This is a genomic window from Streptomyces sp. SCL15-4 (genome assembly GCF_033366695.1).
Classification (GTDB): Bacteria; Actinomycetota; Actinomycetes; order Streptomycetales; family Streptomycetaceae; genus Streptomyces.
In genome coordinates, this window is sequence record NZ_JAOBTQ010000001.1 from 3,917,010 (window position 1) to 3,939,027 (window position 22,018).

18 protein-coding genes, 1 tRNA gene and 2 pseudogenes are annotated in these 22,018 nt (G+C 70.4%); 10 read left to right on the top strand and 11 right to left on the bottom strand.

Going from position 1 to position 22,018, the window contains the following annotated elements; translation table 11 throughout:
• The first annotated feature begins 9 nt into the window (after positions 1–9).
• Positions 10–684 carry a Crp/Fnr family transcriptional regulator gene (locus tag SCK26_RS17040; protein WP_014674022.1) on the top strand — a complete coding sequence of 225 codons (675 nt, stop codon included), beginning with the start codon at positions 10–12 and terminating at the stop codon, positions 682–684.
• Positions 685–866: 182 nt separating this feature from the next.
• On the opposite strand, the gene SCK26_RS17045 is transcribed toward SCK26_RS17040, so the two are convergent.
• The 4 genes from SCK26_RS17045 to SCK26_RS17060 form a co-directional block, all read right to left on the bottom strand.
• Positions 867–1,697, bottom strand: coding sequence for an MBL fold metallo-hydrolase (locus SCK26_RS17045; RefSeq protein ID WP_318202163.1), 831 nt, complete (start codon positions 1,695–1,697; stop codon positions 867–869).
• On the bottom strand, positions 1,694–2,674 hold the full coding sequence (locus tag SCK26_RS17050) for an NUDIX hydrolase (RefSeq protein ID WP_318202164.1): 981 nt from the start codon (positions 2,672–2,674) through the stop codon (positions 1,694–1,696). The genes SCK26_RS17045 and SCK26_RS17050 overlap by 4 nt, the downstream gene beginning before the upstream one ends.
• A gap of 75 nt (positions 2,675–2,749) precedes the next feature.
• Positions 2,750–3,214 carry a RidA family protein gene (locus SCK26_RS17055; RefSeq protein WP_318202165.1) on the bottom strand — a complete coding sequence of 155 codons (465 nt, stop codon included), beginning with the start codon at positions 3,212–3,214 and terminating at the stop codon, positions 2,750–2,752.
• The gene (locus SCK26_RS17060) at positions 3,211–3,369 is read right to left on the bottom strand and encodes a DUF4177 domain-containing protein (protein WP_009189813.1); all 159 of its coding nucleotides are present in this window, start codon (positions 3,367–3,369) and stop codon (positions 3,211–3,213) included. Before SCK26_RS17060 ends, SCK26_RS17055 begins: the two co-directional genes overlap by 4 nt.
• 95 nt (positions 3,370–3,464) lie before the next feature.
• Here SCK26_RS17060 and SCK26_RS17065 point away from each other — a divergent pair, with 95 nt between their 5' ends.
• Both SCK26_RS17065 and SCK26_RS17070 read left to right on the top strand, forming a co-directional pair.
• Positions 3,465–4,442: an ArsA family ATPase gene (locus SCK26_RS17065; protein ID WP_318202166.1), complete on the top strand. Its 978-nt coding sequence runs from the start codon at positions 3,465–3,467 to the stop codon at positions 4,440–4,442.
• Entirely contained in the window at positions 4,439–5,836 is a 1,398-nt protein-coding gene (locus SCK26_RS17070) for an ArsA family ATPase (RefSeq protein ID WP_318202167.1), read from the top strand. The genes SCK26_RS17065 and SCK26_RS17070 overlap by 4 nt, the downstream gene beginning before the upstream one ends.
• Before the next feature lie 258 nt (positions 5,837–6,094).
• On the opposite strand, the gene wblA is transcribed toward SCK26_RS17070, so the two are convergent.
• Positions 6,095–6,433: a transcriptional regulator WblA gene (gene wblA / locus SCK26_RS17075; protein WP_030606400.1), complete on the bottom strand. Its 339-nt coding sequence runs from the start codon at positions 6,431–6,433 to the stop codon at positions 6,095–6,097.
• Positions 6,434–6,978: 545 nt separating this feature from the next.
• Between wblA and SCK26_RS17080 the strand changes: the two genes are divergently transcribed.
• The gene (locus SCK26_RS17080; protein WP_318202168.1) at positions 6,979–9,339 is read left to right on the top strand and encodes a transglycosylase domain-containing protein; all 2,361 of its coding nucleotides are present in this window, start codon (positions 6,979–6,981) and stop codon (positions 9,337–9,339) included.
• A 289-nt stretch (positions 9,340–9,628) separates the two neighbouring features.
• On the opposite strand, the gene SCK26_RS17085 is transcribed toward SCK26_RS17080, so the two are convergent.
• Positions 9,629–10,096: a GatB/YqeY domain-containing protein gene (locus tag SCK26_RS17085; protein WP_318202169.1), complete on the bottom strand. Its 468-nt coding sequence runs from the start codon at positions 10,094–10,096 to the stop codon at positions 9,629–9,631.
• A gap of 209 nt (positions 10,097–10,305) precedes the next feature.
• Between SCK26_RS17085 and SCK26_RS17090 the strand changes: the two genes are divergently transcribed.
• From SCK26_RS17090 to SCK26_RS17100, 3 genes are all read left to right on the top strand, one after another.
• Positions 10,306–11,232: a metallophosphoesterase gene (locus SCK26_RS17090; protein WP_318202170.1), complete on the top strand. Its 927-nt coding sequence runs from the start codon at positions 10,306–10,308 to the stop codon at positions 11,230–11,232.
• A gap of 110 nt (positions 11,233–11,342) precedes the next feature.
• Entirely contained in the window at positions 11,343–12,101 is a 759-nt protein-coding gene (locus SCK26_RS17095; RefSeq protein WP_318202171.1) for a Pr6Pr family membrane protein, read from the top strand.
• A 66-nt stretch (positions 12,102–12,167) separates the two neighbouring features.
• Positions 12,168–12,241 (top strand) — tRNA-Pro (locus tag SCK26_RS17100).
• Positions 12,242–12,329: 88 nt separating this feature from the next.
• Here the strand turns inward: SCK26_RS17100 and SCK26_RS17105 are convergent.
• Both SCK26_RS17105 and SCK26_RS37995 read right to left on the bottom strand, forming a co-directional pair.
• A pseudogene (locus tag SCK26_RS17105) lies at positions 12,330–12,616 on the bottom strand (tyrosine-type recombinase/integrase); the annotation flags it as partial.
• Between the two features lie 34 nt (positions 12,617–12,650).
• Positions 12,651–12,962, bottom strand: a pseudogene (locus SCK26_RS37995) (IS481 family transposase); the annotation flags it as partial.
• A gap of 500 nt (positions 12,963–13,462) precedes the next feature.
• Here SCK26_RS37995 and SCK26_RS17110 point away from each other — a divergent pair.
• Positions 13,463–14,746, top strand: a complete 1,284-nt coding sequence (locus SCK26_RS17110; RefSeq protein WP_318202172.1) for a DNA sulfur modification protein DndB — start codon at positions 13,463–13,465, stop codon at positions 14,744–14,746.
• Between the two features lie 513 nt (positions 14,747–15,259).
• On the opposite strand, the gene SCK26_RS17115 is transcribed toward SCK26_RS17110, so the two are convergent.
• The 3 genes from SCK26_RS17115 to SCK26_RS17125 are packed head-to-tail and all read right to left on the bottom strand — an operon-like array spanning position 15,260 to position 20,129.
• Entirely contained in the window at positions 15,260–15,487 is a 228-nt protein-coding gene (locus SCK26_RS17115; protein WP_318202173.1) for a hypothetical protein, read from the bottom strand.
• A 21-nt stretch (positions 15,488–15,508) separates the two neighbouring features.
• Complete coding sequence (locus SCK26_RS17120) at positions 15,509–19,735, bottom strand: polymorphic toxin type 17 domain-containing protein (RefSeq protein ID WP_412080854.1); 4,227 nt, start codon at positions 19,733–19,735, stop codon at positions 15,509–15,511.
• Between the two features lie 28 nt (positions 19,736–19,763).
• Positions 19,764–20,129, bottom strand: coding sequence for a hypothetical protein (locus SCK26_RS17125; RefSeq protein ID WP_318202175.1), 366 nt, complete (start codon positions 20,127–20,129; stop codon positions 19,764–19,766).
• A 322-nt stretch (positions 20,130–20,451) separates the two neighbouring features.
• Here SCK26_RS17125 and SCK26_RS17130 point away from each other — a divergent pair, with 322 nt between their 5' ends.
• On the top strand, positions 20,452–20,964 hold the full coding sequence (locus tag SCK26_RS17130) for a toxin-antitoxin system HicB family antitoxin (protein ID WP_318202176.1): 513 nt from the start codon (positions 20,452–20,454) through the stop codon (positions 20,962–20,964).
• 81 nt (positions 20,965–21,045) lie between these two features.
• A complete protein-coding gene (locus SCK26_RS17135) occupies positions 21,046–21,888 on the top strand; it encodes a DUF4097 family beta strand repeat-containing protein (protein ID WP_318202177.1) in 843 nt (280 codons plus the stop codon).
• Positions 21,889–22,018: the final 130 nt, after the last annotated feature.

Sequence of the window (22,018 nt, forward strand, 5' to 3'; positions counted from 1 at the left end):
AGAGAACTCGTGGACGACGTTCTGCGGCGCAACCCGCTCTTCGCGGCACTCGACGACGAGCAGGCCGCGGAGCTTCGCGCCTCCATGAGTGAGGTGACCCTCGCACGCGGCGACTCCCTGTTCCACGAGGGCGACCCCGGGGACCGGCTGTACGTCGTCACCGAAGGCAAGGTCAAGCTGCACCGCACTTCCCCCGACGGCCGCGAGAACATGCTCGCCGTCGTCGGCCCCGGCGAACTCATCGGCGAACTGTCGCTGTTCGACCCGGGCCCCCGTACGGCCACCGCGACCGCCCTGACCGAGGTCAAGCTGCTCGGTCTCGGCCACGGCGACCTCCAGCCCTGGCTGAACGCCCGCCCGGAGGTGGCCGGCGCCCTGCTGCGGGCCGTCGCCCGCCGGCTGCGCAAGACCAACGACGCCATGTCCGACCTGGTCTTCTCCGACGTGCCCGGCCGGGTGGCCCGCGCCCTGCTGGACCTCTCGCGCCGCTTCGGCGTGCAGTCCGAGGAGGGCATCCACGTCGTCCACGACCTGACCCAGGAGGAGCTGGCCCAGCTGGTCGGCGCCTCCCGCGAGACGGTGAACAAGGCCCTCGCGGACTTCGCCCAGCGCGGCTGGCTCCGCCTGGAGGCGCGGGCCGTGATCCTGCTGGACGTGGAGAGGCTGGCCAAGAGGTCGCGCTGACGCCGTCCTAGGCCGTACGTCCCCGGGGCCCCGCTCGTGACGAGCCGGGCCCCGCTGCCGTCTCCGGGCACCCGGCACCGCCGGGAAGCCCGCAGGCCGGGGAGCCGCCCCGCGCGCACGCGTGCACGACACCGGGGCTCCCTCGCTCGCGTGCCCGGCACCAGGCGGGCGTTCCGCCCCGCCTAGATCAGCCCGTGCTCGCCGAGGTAGTCCAGCTGGGCCCGGACCGAGAGTTCCGCCGCCGGCCACAGCGAGCGGTCCACGTCCGCGTAGACGTGGGCGACGACCTCGGCCGGGCTGCGGTGGCCGTTCTCGACCGCGGTCTCCACCTGGGCGAGCCGGTGCGCGCGGTGGGCGAGGTAGAACTCCACGGCGCCCTGGGCGTCCTCCAGGACCGGCCCGTGGCCCGGCAGGACGGTGTGCACGCCGTCGTCCACCGTGAGGGACCGCAGCCGCCGCAGGGAGTCCAGATAGTCGCCGAGCCTGCCGTCCGGGTGCGCCACGACCGTCGTACCGCGCCCGAGGACGGTGTCGCCGGTCAGCACCGCCCGGTCGGCCGGGAGATGGAAGGACAGCGAGTCCGCGGTGTGCCCGGGAGTCGGTACGACCCGCAGCTCCAGCCCGCCGACGGTGATCACGTCCCCCGCGGCCAGGCCCTCGTCCCCGAGCCGCAGGGCCGGATCGAGGGCACGCACGCGCGTGCCGGTCAGTTCGGCGAACCGGGCGGCGCCCTCGGCGTGGTCGGGGTGACCGTGGGTCAGGAGGGTCAGGGCTATGCGCCGGCCGGCCTGCTCCGCCGTGTCCACGACGTTGCGCAGATGACCGTCGTCCAGCGGCCCCGGGTCGATCACCACGGCCAGGTCGGAACCGGGTTCGGCGACGATCCAGGTGTTCGTGCCGTCCAGGGTCATCGCGGAGGCGTTGGGCGCGAGGACGTTGACCGTCCGTTCGGTGGCCGGCCCGGACAGGACTCCGCCCCGGGGCTGGCCCGGCAGCGCGCTCGCGTCGGTCATGCGGGGCCTCCACCGGTGGTCGAGTGGGTGCTGGCGGGCGGGGCCGGGCGCGGGCCGGCCGTGTCCGCCGGTGTCCCGGGCGCCGTCGTCATCGGCTCGGCGGCCGTCGGCGTGGGTTCGCCGGCCGTCGGGATGTGCTTGGTGAACTCCTCGTGCCCGGGCCAGGAGAGGACGATCTCGTCGCCTTGGAGGCGGGCGCTCGCGCATACCGGCGTCATCTCGCGCGCGGGCGCGGCGGCCAGTGCCTCGGCGGCGCTGCCGTAGGGCAGCAGCTGGCGCAGGGCGGCGATGGTGGGCGGCATCATCAGCAGCTCGCCCCTGTCGTACCCGGCGGCGGCCTCGGCCGGGCGGATCCACACCGTGCGGTCGGCCTCCGTGGAGGCGTTGCGGGTGCGCTGCCCCTCGGGGAGGGCGGCCACGAAGAACCACGTGTCGTAGCGGCGGGCCTCGAACTCCGGGGTGATCCAGCGGGCCCAGGCGCCCAGCAGGTCCGAACGCAGCACCAGGCCGCGCCGGTCGAGGAACTCGGCGAAGGACAGTTCGCGCGCGACCAGGGCGGCACGGTCGGCCTCCCAGTCGTCCCCGGTGGTGTCGCCGACGACCGAGTCCGGGTCGGGCCCCGCGAGCAGCACGCCGGCCTCCTCGTACGTCTCCCGTACGGCCGCGCAGACGATCGCCTGGGCGCTCGCCGCGTCGACGCCGAGCCGCGCGGCCCACCACGCGCGCGGAGGGCCCGTCCAGCCGATCTGGCGGTCGTCGTCCCGCGGGTCGACACCGCCCCCGGGGTACGCGTACGCGCCTCCGGCGAAGGCCATGGAGGCGCGTCTGCGCAGCATGTGCACGACCGGGCCGTCCGAGGTGTCCTTCAGGAGCAGGACCGTGGCCGCGCGCCTCGGGGTCACCGGCGTGAGCGTGCCGTCCGCGAGCGCGCGGATGCGGTCCGGCCACTCCGGGGGATACCACTGACCGTTCGCCATGGCCGGAGGCTATCCCGTACAGGGCGATTGTTCGAGAGGTGCCCGGGGCCGGCCGGGAGGACGTGCGGCGGGGGCCTACTGGGCCAGTTCCACCTGGATCTCGACCTCGACCGGCGCGTCCAGCGGCAGCACCGCGACGCCGACCGCGCTGCGGGCGTGCACGCCCTTCTCGCCCAGGACCTCGCCGAGCAGTTCGCTGGCGCCGTTGACGACACCGGGCTGCCCGGTGAAGTCGGACGCCGAGGCGACGAAGCCGACGACCTTCACCACGCGCGCGATGCGGTCCAGGTCGCCGGCGACGGACTTCACGGCGGCCAGCGCGTTCAGCGCGCAGGTGCGGGCCAGCTCCTTGGCCTCCTCCGGCGTGACCTCGGCGCCCACCTTGCCGGTGACCGGCAGCTTGCCCTCCACCATCGGCAGCTGGCCGGCGGTGTAGACGTACGCACCGGACCGCACGGCCGGCTGGTAGGCGGCCAGCGGCGGCACCACCTCCGGCAGGGTCAGGCCCAGCTCGGCCAGCCTGGCCTCGACCGCGCTCACGCCTGCTTCTCCCGCTTCAGGTAGGCCACGAGCTGCTCGGGGTTCGGCCCGGGCACGACCTGGACGAGCTCCCAGCCGTCCTCGCCCCAGGTGTCCAGAATCTGCTTCGTGGCATGGACGAGCAGCGGCACGGTTGCGTATTCCCACTTGGTCATGGGCCGACTGTAGCCGCTGCGGCCACAGGGACGGTGACCTGCGTTGTCCACAGGCCCGCGCGTGCCCGTCGGCCGGACTGGTTAGTCTCGGAGATGTGAGCAGGCTCCAGGTCGTCAGCGGCAAGGGCGGGACCGGAAAGACGACGGTCGCCGCCGCACTCGCGCTGGCCCTCGCGACCGAGGGGAAGCGGACGCTTCTCGTCGAGGTCGAGGGCCGGCAGGGCATCGCCCAGCTCTTCGAGACGGAGGCGTTGCCCTATGAGGAGCGGAAGATCGCGGTCGCTCCGGGCGGCGGGGAGGTGTACGCCCTCGCCATCGACCCCGAACTGGCCCTTCTGGACTATCTCCAGATGTTCTACAAACTCGGGAGCGCGGGCCGGGCCCTGAAGAAGCTCGGCGCGATCGACTTCGCCACCACCGTCGCGCCCGGCCTCAGGGACGTCCTGCTGACCGGCAAGGCGTGCGAGGCCGTGCGCCGCAAGGACCGGTCGGGCAGGTTCGTGTACGACTACGTCGTCATGGATGCCCCGCCGACCGGCCGGGTCACCCGCTTCCTGAACGTGAACGACGAGGTGGCGGGCCTCGCGAAGATCGGCCCGATACACAATCAGGCGCAGGCCGTGATGCGGGTGCTGAAGTCGCCGGAGACGGCGGTGCACCTGGTGGCGCTGCTGGAGGAGATGCCGGTCCAGGAGACCGCCGACGGCATCGCCGAACTCCGCGCGGCCCGGCTGCCGGTGGGCCGGGTCATCGTGAACATGGTCCGGCCGCGGATTCTGGACGCGGCCGACCTGGAACTCGTACGGACCGTGGAGCGTTCCTCTGTCGCGCAGACGCTCTCGGCGGCCGGTCTGGGCGGTGCCCGGCGCGGCGGTAACGCCGAGCGGCTGGTGGACCCGCTGCTGGACCAGGCCGCGGAGTACGCCGAGCGGTACGCGCTGGAGCAGGAGCAGCGCGCGGTCCTCACCGGGCTGGGCCTGCCGCTGCACGAACTGCCGCTGCTCGCCGAGGGCATGGACCTGGCGGGCCTGTACGAACTCGCCACCGAGCTGCGGAAGCAGGGGTTGTCATGAGCGCGGACCCGGCCGAGGCATCCGAGACGGCGCAGGGGCCCGAGGAGGCCGCGGAGCCGGCGGAGGCACTGCAGGAGGCCGCGGTGCCCGGGAAGGCCCGCCGGCTCTCCCCCGCGCGGGTGCTGGACGTGGACCCGCTGCTGGACGACCCGAAGACCCGGATCGTGGTGTGCTGCGGCTCGGGCGGCGTCGGCAAGACGACGACCGCGGCGGCCCTCGGGCTGCGGGCCGCCGAGCGGGGCCGCAAGGTGGTCGTCCTGACCATCGACCCGGCCAAGCGGCTGGCCCAGTCGATGGGCATCGACTCCCTCGACAACGTGCCCCGCAGGGTGAAGGGCACCGACGGCGACGGCGAGCTGCACGCCATGATGCTCGACATGAAGCGCACCTTCGACGAGGTCGTGGAGGCGCACGCGGACCCCGCGCGGGCCGCCGCGATCCTGGCGAACCCCTTCTACCAATCGCTCTCGGCGGGCTTCGCGGGCACGCAGGAGTACATGGCGATGGAGAAGCTGGGCCAGCTGCGGGCGAAGGAGGAGTGGGACCTGATCGTGGTCGACACTCCGCCCTCCCGCTCGGCGCTGGACTTCCTGGACGCGCCCAAGCGGCTCGGCTCCTTCCTGGACGGCCGGCTCATCCGTCTGCTGACCGCGCCGGCGAAGCTCGGCGGCCGGGCCGGGATGGCCTTCCTCAACGTCGGCATGTCGATGATGACCGGCACGCTCGGCAAGCTGCTGGGCGGTCAGCTGCTGAAGGACGTGCAGACGTTCGTGGCCGCGATGGACACCACCTTCGGCGGCTTCCGCACCCGCGCGGACGCCACCTACAAGCTCCTCCAGGCGCCCGGCACGGCGTTCCTGGTGGTGGCGGCCCCGGAGCGGGACGCGCTGCGCGAGGCGGCGTACTTCGTGGAGCGGCTGGCCGCGGAGAAGATGCCGCTGGTGGGCCTGGTGCTGAACCGCGTCCATGACAGCGGGGCCGGCCGGCTGTCGGCCGAGCGGGCGCTCGCCGCCGCGGAAAATCTTGAGGACCCCCGCATTGTGGATCAGGGGGACGGGAAAGCTGGACTTCGTAACTCTCCCGACACGCATGGCAGTTCACCATCTCACGCACCGGAGACCGCAGCTCCCGCTCCCGAGGAAGGCTCCCCCGCCGACACGGAGCGCTCGGTCGACCGGCTCACCGCGGGCCTGCTGAGACTGCACGCCGAGCGCATGCGGCTGCTCGCGCGCGAGCGGCGCACCCGCGACCGCTTCATCGCCCGCCATCCCGAGGTGGCGGTGGTCGAGGTGCCCGCACTGCCCGGTGACGTCCACGACCTCGTGGGCCTGCGCGACATCGGAGACCGGCTGGCGGCGCCCGAAGGGCGGCCGGAACGGACGGAGCACATATAGGCACCCGTACACGGCTCACCTCGGCGCGGACAGACACGCCCACGGCGCATCCGGAGTGCTCGATCGACGTGCCCGCGGCTCGGGCACGGCGGCCGTACACCCGTCGCGCGACCGGTCGTACCGGTCCTGTGCGCTGACCCCGGCCGTACGAAGCAGACCCGAAGACGGTCCTGCCTTGAAGGGGGACCCGGCCTTGAAAGGGGGCCTGGCCCTGAAGGGGATCGTGGCCTTGTGAGGCGGACCCGAAGGGGGAGGTCCTCAGCTCACCGCGGCGTAGTTCTCGTACACCTCGTCGTTGTCGAGGGACACGATTCCCGCTCCGCGCTCGTACTCCGAGCGGGCGGTTTCCAGGAGTCTGCGCCAGGAGGTCACGGTGGGGCGCCGGCGCAGCAACGCACGGCGCTCACGCTCCGTCATGCCTCCCCACACGCCGAACTCGACGCGATTGTCCAGCGCATCGGCCAGGCACTCGGTGCGTACCGGGCATCCGGTGCACACCGCCTTGGCCCTGTTCTGCGCTGCTCCCTGAACGAACAGTTCATCCGGATCGGTAGTGCGGCAGGCGGCCTGCGCACTCCAGTCGGTTACCCAGCCCATACCGGCGCCGTCCTCTCCCGAATCGAGGCTCCCCCACGGCGGCAGCGGCATATTCACCGCCGCCAGTTGAGGACGTTACGGAAGGTGGGGACAGTGCAACACCCCCTTCGGGCCCAATCTTGAATGGCCCGAACGGACTATGGGTAAGCGGCAGATCACCCGCGGGAGTGAGCTGGCGACATGCGTGATCATCCCGGCAAACCGGGGCAGTCGCGGTACGCCACACGGGGCTCCGGACGGCACCCGGGCCCGTCCCCCGTGGAAAAAAGGGCCGTTCCCCGACAATTTCTGACTGGATCCGGAACGATTCGGGGTCGCCGGACGTAGGGAGAGGTGACCGCGTGGTGGTGACAGTTGAGAGCAGCTTAGGCCAATGCCTGCGCGCGTGTCCGGCGAATGGGAACGGAGACGTCCCTCTGTGCCGGGCCATAACGGAGGCCGGCGCCCGGCGAGCCCTCGGGCGGTACGTCACGATCGGCACTCGGAACATCCCGAGAAGCGGTCGCTCCCTCGGAACGCTCAACAGTACGGATTAGGCTGCATCCATGCCAAAGAAGCGCTCGGGCGGCGGTCTGTCGCCCATGCAGCAGGCCGCCAAGTTCCTCGGTGTCAGTGTGCTCGCCGGAGCCGTGATGGCCGGCATCGCGCTGCCAGCGGCCGGCGCGCTGGGCCTCGCGGCCAAGGGCTCGGTCAAGGGGTTCGACGAGATCCCGGCCAACCTGAAGAGTCCCCAGCTGAGTCAGCGCACCACCATCCTGGACAGCCGGGGCAAGCAGATCGCGACCGTCTATTCCCGCGACCGTACGGTGGTGGACCTCAAGGACATCTCGCCGTACCTGCAGAAGGCGATCGTCGCGATCGAGGATTCGCGCTTCTACAAACACGGCGCCGTCGACCTCAAGGGCGTGCTGCGCGCCGTGAACAAGAACGCCCAGGAGGGAGGGGTCGCCCAGGGCGCCTCCACGCTCACCCAGCAGCTGGTGAAGAACTACTTCATCGAAGAGGCCGGCGACGACCCGACGAAGGTCGCCGAGGCCACCCAGCAGACCCTCGGCCGCAAGATCCGCGAGCTGAAGTACGCCATCCAGATCGAGGACAAGCTCGGCAAGAAGAAGATCCTCGAGAACTACCTGAACATCACCTTCTTCGGCGAGCAGGCCTACGGCGTCGAGGCCGCCGCCCAGCGGTACTTCTCCAAGCACGCCAAGGACCTGAGCCTGCAGGAGTCGGCGCTGCTGGCGGGCATCGTGCAGTCACCGAGCCGGTACGACCCGGTCAACGACGAGGCCGAGGCCACCAAGCGGCGCAACGTCGTGCTCCAGCGGATGGCGGAGCTGGGCGACATCTCCCAGAAGGAGGCCGACCAGGCGAAGGGCAAGCCGCTCGGCCTGCGCACCAGCCGTCCCAAGAACGGCTGCATCACCGCGGTCAAGGGCGCCGGCTTCTTCTGTGACTACGTCCGCCAGGTGGTCCTCACCGACCCGGTCTTCGGCAAGACCAAGGAGGCGCGGGCCAAGCTCTGGAACCGCGGCGGCCTGACGATCCGTACGACGCTCGACCCGCAGGCGCAGCAGTCCGCGCAGGAGTCCATCAAGGACCACGTCTACAAGAGCGACGCCGTGGCGACCGCCGCGACCGTCGTCGAGCCCGGCACCGGCAAGATCCTCGCCATGGGCCAGTCCCGTCCGTACGGCGTCAACGTCAACAACGACGAGACGACGATCAACCTGTCCGTGAACCAGGACATGGGCGGCGGCGCCGGCTACCAGCCCGGCTCCACCTTCAAGCCGATCGTCGCCGCGGCGGCCGTCGAGGGCGGCAAGCCTCCGACGCAGGAGTACTCGTCGCCGTACGAGATGGCCTATCCGAGCCCGGTGGCCGCGTGCGACGGCAAGGTGTGGCGCAACGACCCGAACCGGCCGGCCAAGCTGAAGAACGAGAACGACTCGGAGCGCGGGCCGTACGGCATGGCGGAGGCCACCGCGAAGTCGGTCAACACCTACTACGTCCAGCTGATCAGCGACATCGGCATCTGCCCGGTCGTCGACATGGCGAAGAAGATGGGCGTGGCGCGCGCGGACGGCCGCAAGATCGACCAGGCGCCCTCCATCGCGCTCGGCACCCAGGAGATGTCCCCGCTGACGATGGCGAGCGCGTACGCCGCCTTCGCCTCGCGCGGCATGTACTGCACCCCGGTCGCCATCGAGTCGGTCACCCAGAAGGCCGGCAGCGAGCAGAAGTCCCTGCCGGTGCCGAAGTCGACCTGCTCACGGGCGATGTCGGAGAACACCGCGGACACGATCAACACGCTCCTCAAGGGCGTGGTCGAGGACGGCACGGGCCAGGAGGCCGGCCTCGGCAGCCGCCCGAGCGCCGGCAAGACCGGTACGACGGACGAGCGCTACGCGGCCTGGTTCGTCGGCTACACCCCGAACATGGCGGGCGCGGTGTGGGTCGGCGACCCGCAGCACAAGCGCAAGATGACCAGCATCACCATCGGCGGCGTCCCGCACGACAAGGTCTACGGCGGCGAGGTCCCGGGCCCGATCTGGCGCGACATGATGTCCGGCGCGCTGGACGGCAAGCCCGCGCCGGACTTCCATCTGATCGACCTCCCCGACGACTCGCACGACGAGGACGACCGGGGAAAAGGCGACCGGGGGGCGACGGACGACCACAACGGGGACGGGAACAGGACCGGACAGGTGACCGGGGGACTGATCGGCGGCCTGACCAACGGGGGCACCGCTGACGGGGGCGCCGCTGACGGCGGCACGACCGCCGGCGCCCTCGGCGGCTCGTTCCCGACGCCGACGTTCTCGCTCCCCGAGAACGTCATCCAGGGGCAGGGGGACGGCTGGAACGGCGGGAACAACGGCAACGGCCGTGGGGGCGGCCGGCACTAGCCGGGTTCGTTCATTCGTTCCGGTACGACGGTGATGCGCCGGCCGGCGCGGCGGGGCCGCACCTCTGGGAAGGGGTGCGGCCCCGCGGCCGTGGAGGGAGGTGTGGGGCCGCCTCCGTGGAGGGGTGAGCGGCCACCGCGGCCGTGGAGAGGTGGAGCGAGGGCCGGGCGCCGACGCGCGCAAGCTCGTAGACCCGTAGGCCCGTGACCCTGTGAAGTCCTGGCCCCGTAGTCGCGTAAGCCCGTAGACCCGGGCAGGCGACGGCGCGCGGAGGAGGGTCTGGGGTGTGTCAGCCCTGGAGGAGCTTCTTCACCACGGCGGCGACCCGGCCGCCCTCGGCCAGCCCGGCCACCTTCGGGTTCACGATCTTCATGACGGCGCCCATGGCCCGCGGCCCCTCGGCACCGGCCGCCTTCGCCTCCGCCACGGCCTGCTCGACGATCGTGTTCAGCTCCTCGTCGGACAGCTGCTTGGGCAGGTAGCCGGCGAGCACCTCGCCCTCCGCCTTCTCCCGCTCGGCCTGCTCGGGACGGTTGCCCTGGGCGAACGCATCGGCCGCCTCCCGGCGCTTCTTCGCCTCGCGGGTGATCACCTTGAGGATCTCGTCGTCGGACAGCTCCCGCTTCTCCTTGCCCGCGACCTCCTCCTTGGTGATGGCGGCGAGGGTCAGCCGGAGCGTCGAGGAGCGGAGCTCGTCGCGCTCCTTGATCGCGGCGTTGAGGTCGTCCTGCAGCTTCGACTTGAGCGTGGTGGTCATGGCCCGATTGTCGCAGGTGCACGTCCGCCCGTGCCCGTCCATTTCCCCGCAGGCGCCGTCCCCCGGGCCCGCCCTTTCCGCCCTCGCCCGCCACCGGTCCCCCGCCACCGGTCCCCCGTCACCGGGCGCCGGGCGCCCGGCGGCCGGCGGCCGGCGGCCGGGCCGGTGGCCGGTCTCGGTGTGCCCAACCCGTCTGACACGATGGACAGATGCGCGCGCGATACGGAATCCCCCTGGGAATCGTGGCGGCCGGCGCCGCCGGCCTGGTCTACTCGGCGGGCTTCGAAGCCCGCTCCTTCCGCCTCCGACGGGTCACGGTCCCCGTCCTGCCCCCGGGCATGCGCCCGCTGCGCGTGCTCCAGGTCTCCGACATCCACATGGTCGGCGGCCAGCGCAAGAAGCAGCGCTGGCTGCAGTCGCTGGCCGGGCTCCGTCCCGACTTCGTGATCAACACCGGCGACAACCTGTCGGACCCCGAGGGCGTCCCCGAGGTGCTGGACGCCCTGGGCCCGCTGATGGAGTTCCCGGGGGCGTACGTCTTCGGCTCCAACGACTACTACGGCCCCAAGCTGCGCAACCCCGCCCGCTACCTTCTGGAGAAGGCGAGCGGACGCCACGGGCTGAACGGCAACGCGCCGGCCGTGGGCGCGATCCACAACCCGTGGGAGGACCTGCGGGACGGCTTCGACTCGGCGGGCTGGCTGAACCTGACCAACACGCGGGGAGTCCTCAAGATCGAGGGCGCCTCCATCGAGCTGACCGGCCTGGACGACCCGCACATCAAGCGGGACCGCTACGCCCGGGTGGCCGGCGGCCCGTCGCAGGGGCACGACTTCTCGCTCGGCGTGGTCCACGCGCCGTACCTGCGGGTACTGGACGCGTTCACGGCGGACGACTACCCCCTGATCCTGGCCGGCCACACCCACGGCGGCCAGCTGTGCATCCCCTTCTACGGCGCCCTGGTCACCAACTGCGACCTGGACACGGACCGCGTGAAGGGCCTGTCCACGCACACGGTGGAAGGCCGTACGTCCTACCTCCACGTCTCGGCCGGCTGCGGCACCAACCGCTACACCCCGGTCCGCTTCGCCTGCCCGCCGGAGGCGACGCTGCTGACGTTGGTGGAGCGGCGGTAAGGGGGGCCGGGGCCGGGTGACGAGAACGGGACGATCGGGGCTCCGAGGGCCGTCACCCACCCGGCCCAACCCACCTGGCCGGCCCCCTCCCCCGCTCCTAGCGTGAGGGCATGACCGCCCCGATACCCAGGGACATCCCGGACCTGCCCGCGGTCCCGGGCCCGCCCGTCCTGCTGCCCGCACCGGTCCCGGCCACGGCGGTGGTGGCCCCGGCGCGCCGCCCGTCGGCCGCGGTGCTCCGCCTGCTGATCGCCGTGGCGGCGGCGGCAGGGGTCGCGCTGGAGCTGCTGCTGGGCGGTCCGGCCCGCGCCCTGAGCTACTTCAGCGTCCAGGCCAACGTCCTGGTGGCCGTGATCATGTTCCTGTCGGCGACGAGGGCCTGGCGGGCCCGCCGCCCGCTCCCGTCGTCGGTGACGGGCGCGGCACTCCTCTACGTCGTGATCGGCGCGCTGCTCTATCACCTGCTCCTGGCCCACACGACGCCCCCGTTCTCGATGACCGGCGCGGCCACGGCGCCGGAGCGCTGGCACGCCCAGTGGACGGCGCTCCAGGTCCTGCACGTACTGGTCCCGGCGGCGGCCGTACTGGACTGGCTCCTGCTCACACCGGCGCCCCGCCTGCACCTCCGCCAGACCGCGACGTGGCTGCTCTACCCCCTGGCCTACCTGGCCTTCTCCTTCATCCGGGCCGCGCTCCTCCCGCCGGCCGACCCGTCCCGATACCTCTATCCCTTCCTGGACGCGGCGGCCCACGGCTACCGCAGCACCCTGGCGAACGCGCTCCTCCTGGGCCTCGGGATCTACGCCCTGGGGGTCCTCCTGGTGGCCCTGGACCACACCCGCCCGTCCCCGACCCGCCACCGCGTCTGAACCGGATTTCGTCTACAGCCCCCAGTGGGCTAAAGTAAACGTCGTCGCCGCGAGAAGCAGCGACACCGGGGTGTAGCGCAGCTTGGCAGCGCGCTTCGTTCGGGACGAAGAGGTCGTGGGTTCAAATCCCGCCACCCCGACAGCCAAAAGAGCAGGTGGCGATCCTAGGATCGCCACCTGCTTTTGTGTGCGTGACTATCGCTTTCCGCGTGTCTACGACCGTTGCGCCTACGGGCCGATGATCCCGTCCATGACCACGGCCCCTGTCTGGATCACGGGCCGGATCTGCTTCCGGTAGACCTCCTCGGTCACGGCCGTACCCGAGTGCCCGACGAGCCACAAGATCTCCTCCAGCGGCACGCCCTGGTCGGAGAGCAGGGACACGAAGCTGTGCCGCAGTTCTCTCGGGGTCCACTCGTCGGGGTCGATCCCGTCGATGTCCTTCACCGCCTGGCGGAAGGCGCGGCGGACGTTCGCGGCGTCGAGCGGCTGCCCACGGCCGAGGAGAAGACGAGGTGGCCGTGGACAAGCTGGCCGGGCCAGTCGAAGTTCGCAACGGCGGATCACCTGGCCGGTGGGCCGGTCGAGGAAGTCCAGGCGGTTCAGACCGTGAAGCGTCAGGATCCGGTGCACGGTCGAAGTGAGCAGGACCAGGATCGGGCCGAGACGGGCCGGCCCAGCTGGTGCTCCTGTCGCAGACGGCAGGCCGGCTGCGCCCTCTGTCCGCCGATGGCGCAGCCACTTGCAGGCCGTGGCCCGCGAGATACTTATCTGCCACATGCGCGACGGAACGACCCAAACGGACAGCTCGGCCAACGGCCGCCTGCCGTGAACGGCCAGCCGGGCATTACGGCGGGGCACGAAGACCTCCGCGTAGTGCAGTGCTGGACAGCTCCACCGCACCGGAGGTCTTCCCGCGACTGTGGTGCACTACAGCGCGAAGCGCCCGCTGACACGAGCAACTCGTGCAGGTGCTTTCCTCTCCCGACGTCCCCGGTGTATGGGGTGCGCCGACCGACAGGCGGTCCGCGGATGGAGCTCGGCCACGCCGCACCCCGCCGCCCCGTTCTCCACGCTCGGGGGCCTCCTCTCGCAGGCGGCCGAGCAGGCCCTCGGCCGGGCCGGCTTCGCCCTCTCGACACGAGGGCCTTCGTCTCGTTGAGCCCGGTGGGACCGCTCACGCCCGAAGGCGCGGAACAGGGCACCAGGCGTTGCCGGACCCGCCATTACCAGATGAGTAGGTGCTTTGTATTCTAAATTCTGAACTAAGAGGAAAATTCGATGATTACTTAGATACATAGACACCTTTCGTGCTTGAGTGCGTCGTGTAGTAACTCACCTGTCCGCGAAGGAAGTCATCCTTGAGCATCACTGTCGACTCGTCGCGCCTCTCTCTCGTGCGCGAGGAGTCCACTTACCTGGCGATCCGCACCAGCCAGGGCGGTCGGACCGTCTACACGACGCGTATCCCGCTCGCCGACCTCTCGGTCATCCTCACCATCCCGGACCCGGCCAAGCCGGACCCCGACAACCGCAAGGTGGACATCGCCCACGCCAAGGGCTTCGGTCAGTACCTCGCCGACAACCCCGGCTGGGTGGCTCCGGCCCTCCTCATCCGCGACACCGGCGGATGCCGCTTCGAGCCGATCAGTGAAGACGGCTCGGTCGGCTACCTCACCGTCCCGTGGTCCATCGGCGGCATCGGACGCCTGATCACGATCGACGGCCAGCACCGCATCCTCGGTGTCCACCTGGAAAAGAAGCGCATCACGGACGAGGTATCCCGAATTGATCGGGAAATCCACCGCGCCAACGAGCCCAAGAAGGCGAAGCTGGAGCAGGATCGCGAGGCCCTGATCGGCCGAATGCAGCGACTCAAGGACGAGTTTGTCGGCATCGACATCTACGTGGAGCCCGACGGTGTCAAGGGCCAGCAAATGTTCGTCGACGTCGCGGACAATGCCAAGGGCATCTCCGGTGCCGTCCGGGCCCGCTTCGACACCTCGCGCATCGCCAACCGCACGCTCAGCGACATCGTCACCCACCCCCTCTTCCTCGGCAAGATCGACATTGAGCGGGACCGGATGACCTTGGCCAACCGCAATCTGATGGGTGCCAAGCACGTCGCGGACATCACGCGGGCCGTCATCGCCGGTCCCGGTGGGCGCGTCAGCAAAAAGGTCGAGTCACTGACCGACAACGAGGTCATCGAGAGTGTTCGCGGCTTCCTTGACGTCATCTCCATCGCTTTCACCGCGCTCGCCGAGATCACCGAGGAGGACGTGGACAACTACGATCCCTCGCTTTCCGAAAAGAAGAAGAACGAGCCGCCGGCTCCTCCCACCAAGGCTATGAGGCTGCGCGAGTCCTCGCTCCTGGGTTCGGTGGGCATGCTCCGCGTCCTGGGCGGTGTCTACCGCAACCTTCGGGAGGACGGGGCCGACGACGGTGACATCCAGGAGTTCTTCAAGCGGCTCGACCGGCACATGGCCGCCCCGGTCACCGAGGACAGCATCTGGCGTACCACGGCCGCGAACGAGGACTTCGAGCCGAACGCCTCTGCCCCGATCATGCGGCAGCAGAACGTCGTGCACCTGACCAGGGTAATCACGGACTGGTACAAGAAGGCGCCGGCCGCCATCTGATCCACCAGCAACAAGGAGTTCCCTTCACACCGTATGCGGAGGGGGCTCTTTGCTTTCCACGTACCGACGGAAAGTCGAGTGCACGCGTCCGATCAGCCCGGAGACTGCTATTGCGCTCCGAGTCCAGATCTCACGATCTCCCACTGCAGCACCGCGGCGGTGCCGCGTGTCACCTTTTCAGACCGGCCATGAGTGTCCGGAGCATCCGGGAGTCACGCGCGCGTAGCGGGCCGAGACCGAGCCCACGGTTCGGTGCATGTGACGAAGGCCGCGGGAGGCCCGGCCATCGGTGATCGCCGGGCCAGCAGGCATCGGCCCGGCCTCCAGTACCGCGTACCGCGTCCTCACGTGAGACCACCGGGTCACGGCTCGCCGCGCGGAGGCACCGGTTCCGGGACGGAGAGGCCGTAGGTCTGTACCGGATATTCCCTCCATGACTACGGTGCCGGTCGTTCTTCAGGCATCGTCGTGGACCCAGAGCCCAAGGTGACGCCCGGGTCCCGGTGGCCGTCGTCAGTAGTAGTCCTCCTGCTTCCGCATGTGCCCCGTGGGCTCGATCTCGTCGCGGAGGAAGGTGTACACCTCCTCCGCTCCGTCGAGCAGCACCGCGTAGGCGGGCGGAGTCGACGCGTCGGGTGGCTCGGTGATGCCGAGGATTCCTCCGACCCTGCCTTCCAGATGGGGTCTGTCGGAGGCCCGGAGCACGCGCACTTCTGCGTAGAAAGGGAGGGGGTCGGGCACCGTGCGGTCAGTCCTTTCTCATCACTTGTGGGTGATCTCGCCGTCGAGTGACACATTAAGGTGGCTGCCGTCCCTGCTGAGCCACCCCAGCTTGGCCTTGCCCAGCTTGCTCAGCTGGACGTCCCACTCGAACGGCTGCCCGGCGGTCCTGGAAGGTCCCTTGATCCATTCGTTACCGAACCGGTCGATGTAGCCCTTCCGGGGGCCGCGCGGCAGGCCCGCACTGATCGACACGCGCTTGTCCGGGACGAAGCGGATGCGTCCCGAGTGGGGAAGCTGTGCGTCCTTGAGGAGTCCCTTGACCCCCGTCCGCGGCGTGCCGACGACCTCTTCGCATTTCAGGCCCAGCGGGTCGACCAGCAGCAGCGGCGCGTCCACGTAGGCGTGGTGGTCGGGAGCGGCGTCGAGCCCGAGCGGGTCCGGGCTGACGTACCGGGCGACTTCCGGGTCGTAGTAGCGGAAGTAGTTGTAGTTCAGGCCTGTCTCGGTGTCGGCGTACTGGCCCGGGAAGCGCAGCGGACAGGTGGCGGTTTCCGGCTCGTCGGTCCCGGCCGGGACGTGGGTGCCCCACAACGTGTTGCGTCGCTGCCACACCACCTCGCCCTCGCCGGTGACCAGCTCCATGGGGGAACCGGCGTTGTCGGTGATGACGGCGAGGAAACGTGAGGTGTTCTCGGGCGCCGTCTGCTCCGCGAGCCGCGCGATGAAGGAGCCTGCTTCGGGGACATGCGACGGTGTGTGGTGGGTCTGGGTGAGCGGACGGTGCGTGTCCGGTTCGTAGTCCCACGTGGTCACGCTGCCGTCCGGACCGGTCTGTTCTGCCAGACGGGTACCGTCCCAGGAGAACTCGACGCGGTCGGCCGGTGATCCGTCGCCCGTCACCCGGTGCTTGGAGATGCGCCGGCCCAGCGGGTCGTAGGCGTATTTCCACCGGTCACCGCTCGGCGTGACCACCTCGGTCAGGCGGTCCTCCGCGTTCCAGGCGTAGGACCACGTGTGCGTCTTCCCACTGAGGAGTTTGCGCGTTCGGCGGACGAGCCGGCCCTGGGCGTCGTGCTCATACGTCGTCCGGCCCGCCCGGCGGACGAGTGTGCCCTCGAAGGCACGCTCGCCGGGGGTGTCGTGGCCGGGGGCCGACGTCTGTCGGACTTTGCCGGTGATGTCGTAGGCGTAGGTCTCGGTCCAGCCGTGCGCCCGTACTTCTGTGACCCGGCCCGTGCCGTCCAGGTGGAAGCGACGTGTGCCCGAGGTCAGCTCCCGGATCTCCGTAAGGTGGCCGTCGACCCGGTAGGCGTACGTGCGGTGCTGGAGGAGGCGGTGCGGGGCGCCGGCGGAGGTCAGGGACTGGGCGGTCATCTGCCCGTTCGGGTTCCAGCTCTGCGTGAGCGTGATTCCTTCTCCGAACCGGCGCTCGATCTCCCGCCCCGCGGCATCGTGCGAGAAGTCCAGCGAGCCCGCCGCCGAGCGCAGGTGCACCGGTCGTCCGGCCGCGTCGTACGTCCAGTCCGAAGCCAGGCCGGATGGTGCGACACGGCGCGTGCGACGTCCGAGGGCGTCGTACTGGAAGACAGACGTGCGATCGTTGACCGTCTCCGACAGGATCCGGCCCAGCGCGTCACGTTCCATGACCATCTCGGCGTCCGCGTTGGCCGCGCGGCACAGACCGCCATCCGGCGTGTACGCGTACGTCGTGCTCTCGCCGTCGTCGGTTTCCTGGACCACGACCCTGCCGCATGCGTCACGGGTGAAGCGCAGGATCTCGCCGGCGCCGTTGGTCCGGGCGGTGAGCCTGCCCGCGGCATCGAGCGCGTACGTCAGTGTGCGGCCGTTGAAATCGGTCTCCGCGATGAGCCGGCCGGCCTCGTCGTAGAGGTAGGACCAGGTTCGGCCCTCGGGGTTGGTGACGCCTGTCAGCCGCAACTCGGTGTCGTACGTGAACGCGTACCGCGTGCCGTCCGGGTCTGTTCGGGTCGCCGGGAGGTCGAAGGGTGCGACGGTCTGCCGGGTCGTGCTCCCGGCGAGGTCGGTGTGTTCGACCAGGTTGCCTTCGCCGTCCCAGGTCCAGGATTCGCGCGTTCCGTCGGCGAACTCGCGCCACTTCGGCTTGCCCTCGACGGTCCATCCCATGCGTGTGGTGTGACCGAAGGGGTCGGTCACCGCGACGATCCGGCCGAACGCGTCGCGGCTCACGGTCGTCTCGTGACCCAACTCGTCGCTGAGCGCGATCGGCAGGCCGGCCGCGTTCGGCACGATCCTCCGTGTGTGGCCGAGCGCGTCCGTGACGGCGACCAGGTGTCCCGAACCGTCATAGGCGTAGCGGGTCTCGGCGCCGGTCGGGTCCACGGTGACCCGCACATTGCCACGGTCGTCGTAGGTGTGCCGCCAGGTCGCGCCGCCCGGCTCCACGACCTTTACCGGCAGGCCGAGCCCGTTGTACTCCGCCCGCGCCTCCGCGCCATCGGGCAGGGCGACTCCGGTGAGGTGGCCGGCGTCGTCGTACGTGTACCGCGTGGCGTGGCCCAGCGGGTCCGTCACCGTGAGCGGCCAGGCCCCGTATTCGTCCCACTCGGTGCGCGTCACGTGACCCAGCGGGTCGGTCTCCTCCACCACCAGACCCTCGGCGTTGCAGCGGTGGACCGAGACATGGCCCTGGGAGTCGGTGTACGTCGTCGTGCGGGTGGTGTCGTCGTACGTCAGGGTGCCGGACAGAATGCCGTCGACGCCTTCGGTGCGCGTGACGCGGCCCCGGGAGTCGTAGACGTAACCGAACCATGTGCCGTTGCGGTCGGTCCAGCGGGTGACGCGGCCTTCGGTGTCATAGGTGAAGCGCAGGGGCTCGCCGCTGGAGTTGATGACCTCGGTGAGGTTGCCGGAGGGGTCGTAGGCGTACCGCATGATGACCGTGCCCTCGTCGGGCACGGTGTCCGGGCGGTAGCGGGACGGGGGTTCGTCCAGCAGGCGCAGGGCCGTGACGCGCGGGCCCCGGGTGTCGACGGCGACGTAGTAGCCGCCGGAGTGGCGGATGCCGGAGGGGATGCCCTGCTCGTTGCGTTCGATGTCGATGCGGTTGCCGTTGCGGTCGGCCTTTGAGTCCAGGGCCAGGTGGAAGACGCCGAAGGTCGGCGAGGGGACGGGGGCCGCGAAGGTGCGGGTCACGCCGGTGGCGGGGTCGGTGACCGTCATCGCGCCGTCCGGCGTGCCGTCCCATTCCAGGGGCCAACGCGGTCCCTTGACCGGGAGGGTCGGTACGCCCGGTTCCGGTACCGGGTACACCAGGCGCATACCGTCGGCCGCCGCGAAGACGACGCCTTCACCGTCGATCTGGAGACACTCGTCCAGGGTCGAGATCCAGGTCGGGCCGAAGCAGACGCCGCCCCGGTAGGAGGAGAGGTGGGTGCGGGTGAACTCGAAGGGGAGAGCGGCCGGCAGAGACAGGTCCGTCTGTGTCATCAGCATCGCGCCGGTCGCCACGTCGATCGGTTCGCCCACGCACGGCGTGCGCTCTGCATTGCGGGCCGCCGGGCCCAGTTCGACCAGGTCGGGACGGAGCGAGGGCGGACGCAGCAGCAACGGGGTGGTGTCGGCGAGCCCGCCTTCCATGCCGGCCTTCAACAGGCCGCCGCCCGCTCCCAGCGCGCCGCCGAAGATCATGCCGTCCTTGGCGGCCTGGTTGACCTCGTCCAGGCTGAAGCCGTCTTGCAGGCCGGTCGCGATCTTCAGCGGCTGGGCCACGGCCAGATCGACCGTGACCGACTCGATTCCGCCGAAAGCGGCGGCGACCAGGGTGCCCGCGGCGATCTCGGCCACGGTCGTGGTGACCGCGACGCCCATGGTGGCGCCGAACTCGATGACCGCCTCGGCTGCCGCGGCGGCGGCCCCGGACGCGATACCCGCGGTGAGGATGGCCAGCGTCACGCCGCCCGCGATCACCGCCGCGTCGATACCGATCTGGGTCCAGAGCTTGTTGATCGCGTCGTCGATGGCGTCGGCGAACTTGTCCAGCGCCTTGGCCATCTCCCGGGAGGACTTCGCGAGATCGCTCAGCCAGCCCCCGTCCTGGTCCTTGGCGTAGCGGTCCCAGAACTTGCGGAACGCCTCGATCGACTCACCGGTGTTGTTGTGGATGATCGACGACGCGCTGCGGTGGACGGGAGCGCGGACATCGTCCACCGAATCGGCGAAGGCGCGCCAGGCCCTTGCCGCGTCCCGCAGTTTCCCGGCGTCGGCCTCCGGCCACCACAGGCCCATCTTGAGAAGGATGTGGCGCGCCTTGTCCTCAACGCTCACCGGCACCGTCGCTCTGCTTGTCGGTCTTCACTTCCGTGAACATCCCGGCGATCAGCTGGTCGTTGTCCACATGTCCGTCCGCCAGGTCTGCCATGGCCTCGTGGATGCTCGTCAGCCCGAGCACCAGGACACCCGCCGCGCTCTCGATCTTCTTCTGCTGCGGCTTGTAGGCGTTGCCGAACTTGTCGCCCTGTTCGTCGTGACCCCAGGGCTCACCGAGCCCGTCCAAGGTCTGGATGAGGGTGGTCAGCGCCTTGCTGAGATCGATGGCCCCCTGCTGGAAGGCCGGTGCCGCCGCCTTGATGTCGGCGGTCTTGATGTCCAGGACCTTGCCGGGGACCTTGCCGTCACCCATCGCTGTTGTCTCCCCCGGTTCGCAACCGTTGCCGCCGACCCTAGGGGAAGCCGGTCAAGAGGAGGTCATGGCCAAGGAACGGCCCGGCAATGCGACGGTGGAGGAAGAATGTGTGGCGTCACGTGACGCCAGGCGGAGCCAAAGTGGCACTTCTTGGCGCGACCGCTCGGCCGCTGACACCGTTCTGGCTTCGGCATGCGCCACTGAGAGTTATCCCGACCAGCAGCCTGACCTGCGCCTCTTAGGACCTGTCGCCCATCCGTGCCACCTGCGTGGCGCCACAAGGTTGCCAATGGCGCCACGATGGTGCCATGATGGCGTCATGGACCTCACGCCCTATGTAGAAACCCTTCGCCGTGAACTCGCGGTGGCCGCTGAAGCCGGTGGCGAGGATGCTCGGGAGCTGGCCGAGAGGCTGACCGCTCCGTTGGAGTCGGCGGCTCGGCTGACCATGCTCAACGTGTTGTCCGCCGCGATGGACGAGGTCACCCGGGAGCTGGCGCCGGGGTCGGTGGACGTGCGGCTGCGCGGGCTCGATCCCGATTTCGTGGTGACCCTGCCGGCCGCCGAGGCGGGCGGTCCGGCCGAGCCGGCTTTGGCCGTCGAGGCCTTCAAGGGGGCGGCCGAAGGGGACGAGGGCGGGACCGCCCGGGTCAATCTGCGGCTGCCCGCCCAGCTCAAGGCCCGGGCCGAGGAGGCCGCGAGCCGCGAGGGGCTGTCGGTCAACGCGTGGCTGGTCCGGGCCGTGTCGGCCGCGGTCGACGGCGGCTCCCGGCCGCGCACGGCGGAGAAGAGCCAGACCGTCGGACAGCGTTTCACGGGCTGGGTGCGCTAGCCGCTCCCCGCCCGGCCCACTTCACTCACACCACGTCCCACCAGCGGGGACGCTCCCAAGACTCACGAGGACGGGACAGCCATGCCTTCTTTCGACACTCCCGCACCGATCTCGGTCACCGCACGTGTGGAGGCCGGTTCCATCCAGTTCGCCGCGGGCGACCGGCTCGACACCGTCGTCGAGGTGCGGCCCCGCAACCCCAAGAAGGACCTGGACGTACGCACCGCCGACCAGACCGAGGTCTCGTACACCGGCGGCACGCTCGTCATCACGACGCCCAAGTCCAACCTGTTCGGCCGCACCGGCGTCGTGGACGTCACCGTGGAGCTGCCCGCGGGCTCACGCGTCGACACCACCGGGGCCTGGACCCAGGTGCTCGGCGAGGGCCGGCTCGGCGAGGTCCGGGTGAAGACCTCGTCCGGTGATGTGCGCCTCGACGCGACCGGGCCGCTGGATGTGACCGCCTCGCACGGCTCGATCACCGTGGACCGGGTCGAGGGCCGGGCCGAGATCAGCACCAGCACCGGCAGCCTGCGCGTCGGCCTCCTCGACGGCCCGGCCGTGCTGAAGAACTCGCACGGCGGCACGACCGTCGACGCCGTGACCGGCGCGCTGCGGGTGAGCAACGCCAACGGCGACATCGAGGTGCGGCGCGCCGAGGACTCGGTCACCGCCACCACCGCCCACGGCACCGTGCGCGTCGGCGACGTGGCCCGCGGCACCGTCCAGCTGGAGACCTCCTACGGCGCCATCGACATCGGCATCCGCGAGGGCACCGCCGCCTGGCTCGACGTCAGTTCCGGTGCGGGGCAGGTGCGCAACGCGCTCACCGCCTCGGGCAGCCCGGACACGGCCGAGGACACCGTCCAGGTCCGTGCCCGCACCCGCTTCGGCAACATCGACATCCGCCGCGCCCGGGCCTGAGCGCCGGGCCTGAGCACCGGGCCCGGCGCCTCCGGCTCCTCGCGCCGCTTCCGCCGCGGTCGCCACTGTCACGTCGGTCAGCACAGTCACCACTGTCACCACTCGCACGGGAGGGTTCCGTCGCCATGTC

Excerpts from the sequence above, each read along its gene's own strand:
- SCK26_RS17045 (WP_318202163.1), bottom strand. The coding sequence starts at position 1,697 with ATGACCGACGCGAGCGCGCTGCCGGGCCAGCCCCGGGGCGGAGTCCTG.
- SCK26_RS17050 (WP_318202164.1), bottom strand. The coding sequence starts at position 2,674 with ATGGCGAACGGTCAGTGGTATCCCCCGGAGTGGCCGGACCGCATCCGC.
- SCK26_RS17060 (WP_009189813.1), bottom strand. The coding sequence starts at position 3,369 with ATGACCAAGTGGGAATACGCAACCGTGCCGCTGCTCGTCCATGCCACG.
- SCK26_RS17070 (WP_318202167.1), top strand. The coding sequence starts at position 4,439 with ATGAGCGCGGACCCGGCCGAGGCATCCGAGACGGCGCAGGGGCCCGAG.
- wblA (WP_030606400.1), bottom strand. The coding sequence starts at position 6,433 with ATGGGCTGGGTAACCGACTGGAGTGCGCAGGCCGCCTGCCGCACTACC.
- SCK26_RS17080 (WP_318202168.1), top strand. The coding sequence starts at position 6,979 with ATGCCAAAGAAGCGCTCGGGCGGCGGTCTGTCGCCCATGCAGCAGGCC.
- SCK26_RS17085 (WP_318202169.1), bottom strand. The coding sequence starts at position 10,096 with ATGACCACCACGCTCAAGTCGAAGCTGCAGGACGACCTCAACGCCGCG.
- SCK26_RS17090 (WP_318202170.1), top strand. The coding sequence starts at position 10,306 with ATGCGCGCGCGATACGGAATCCCCCTGGGAATCGTGGCGGCCGGCGCC.
- SCK26_RS17095 (WP_318202171.1), top strand. The coding sequence starts at position 11,343 with ATGACCGCCCCGATACCCAGGGACATCCCGGACCTGCCCGCGGTCCCG.
- SCK26_RS17120 (WP_412080854.1), bottom strand. The coding sequence starts at position 19,735 with ATGGGCCTGTGGTGGCCGGAGGCCGACGCCGGGAAACTGCGGGACGCG.
- SCK26_RS17125 (WP_318202175.1), bottom strand. The coding sequence starts at position 20,129 with ATGGGTGACGGCAAGGTCCCCGGCAAGGTCCTGGACATCAAGACCGCC.
- SCK26_RS17130 (WP_318202176.1), top strand. The coding sequence starts at position 20,452 with ATGGACCTCACGCCCTATGTAGAAACCCTTCGCCGTGAACTCGCGGTG.
- SCK26_RS17135 (WP_318202177.1), top strand. The coding sequence starts at position 21,046 with ATGCCTTCTTTCGACACTCCCGCACCGATCTCGGTCACCGCACGTGTG.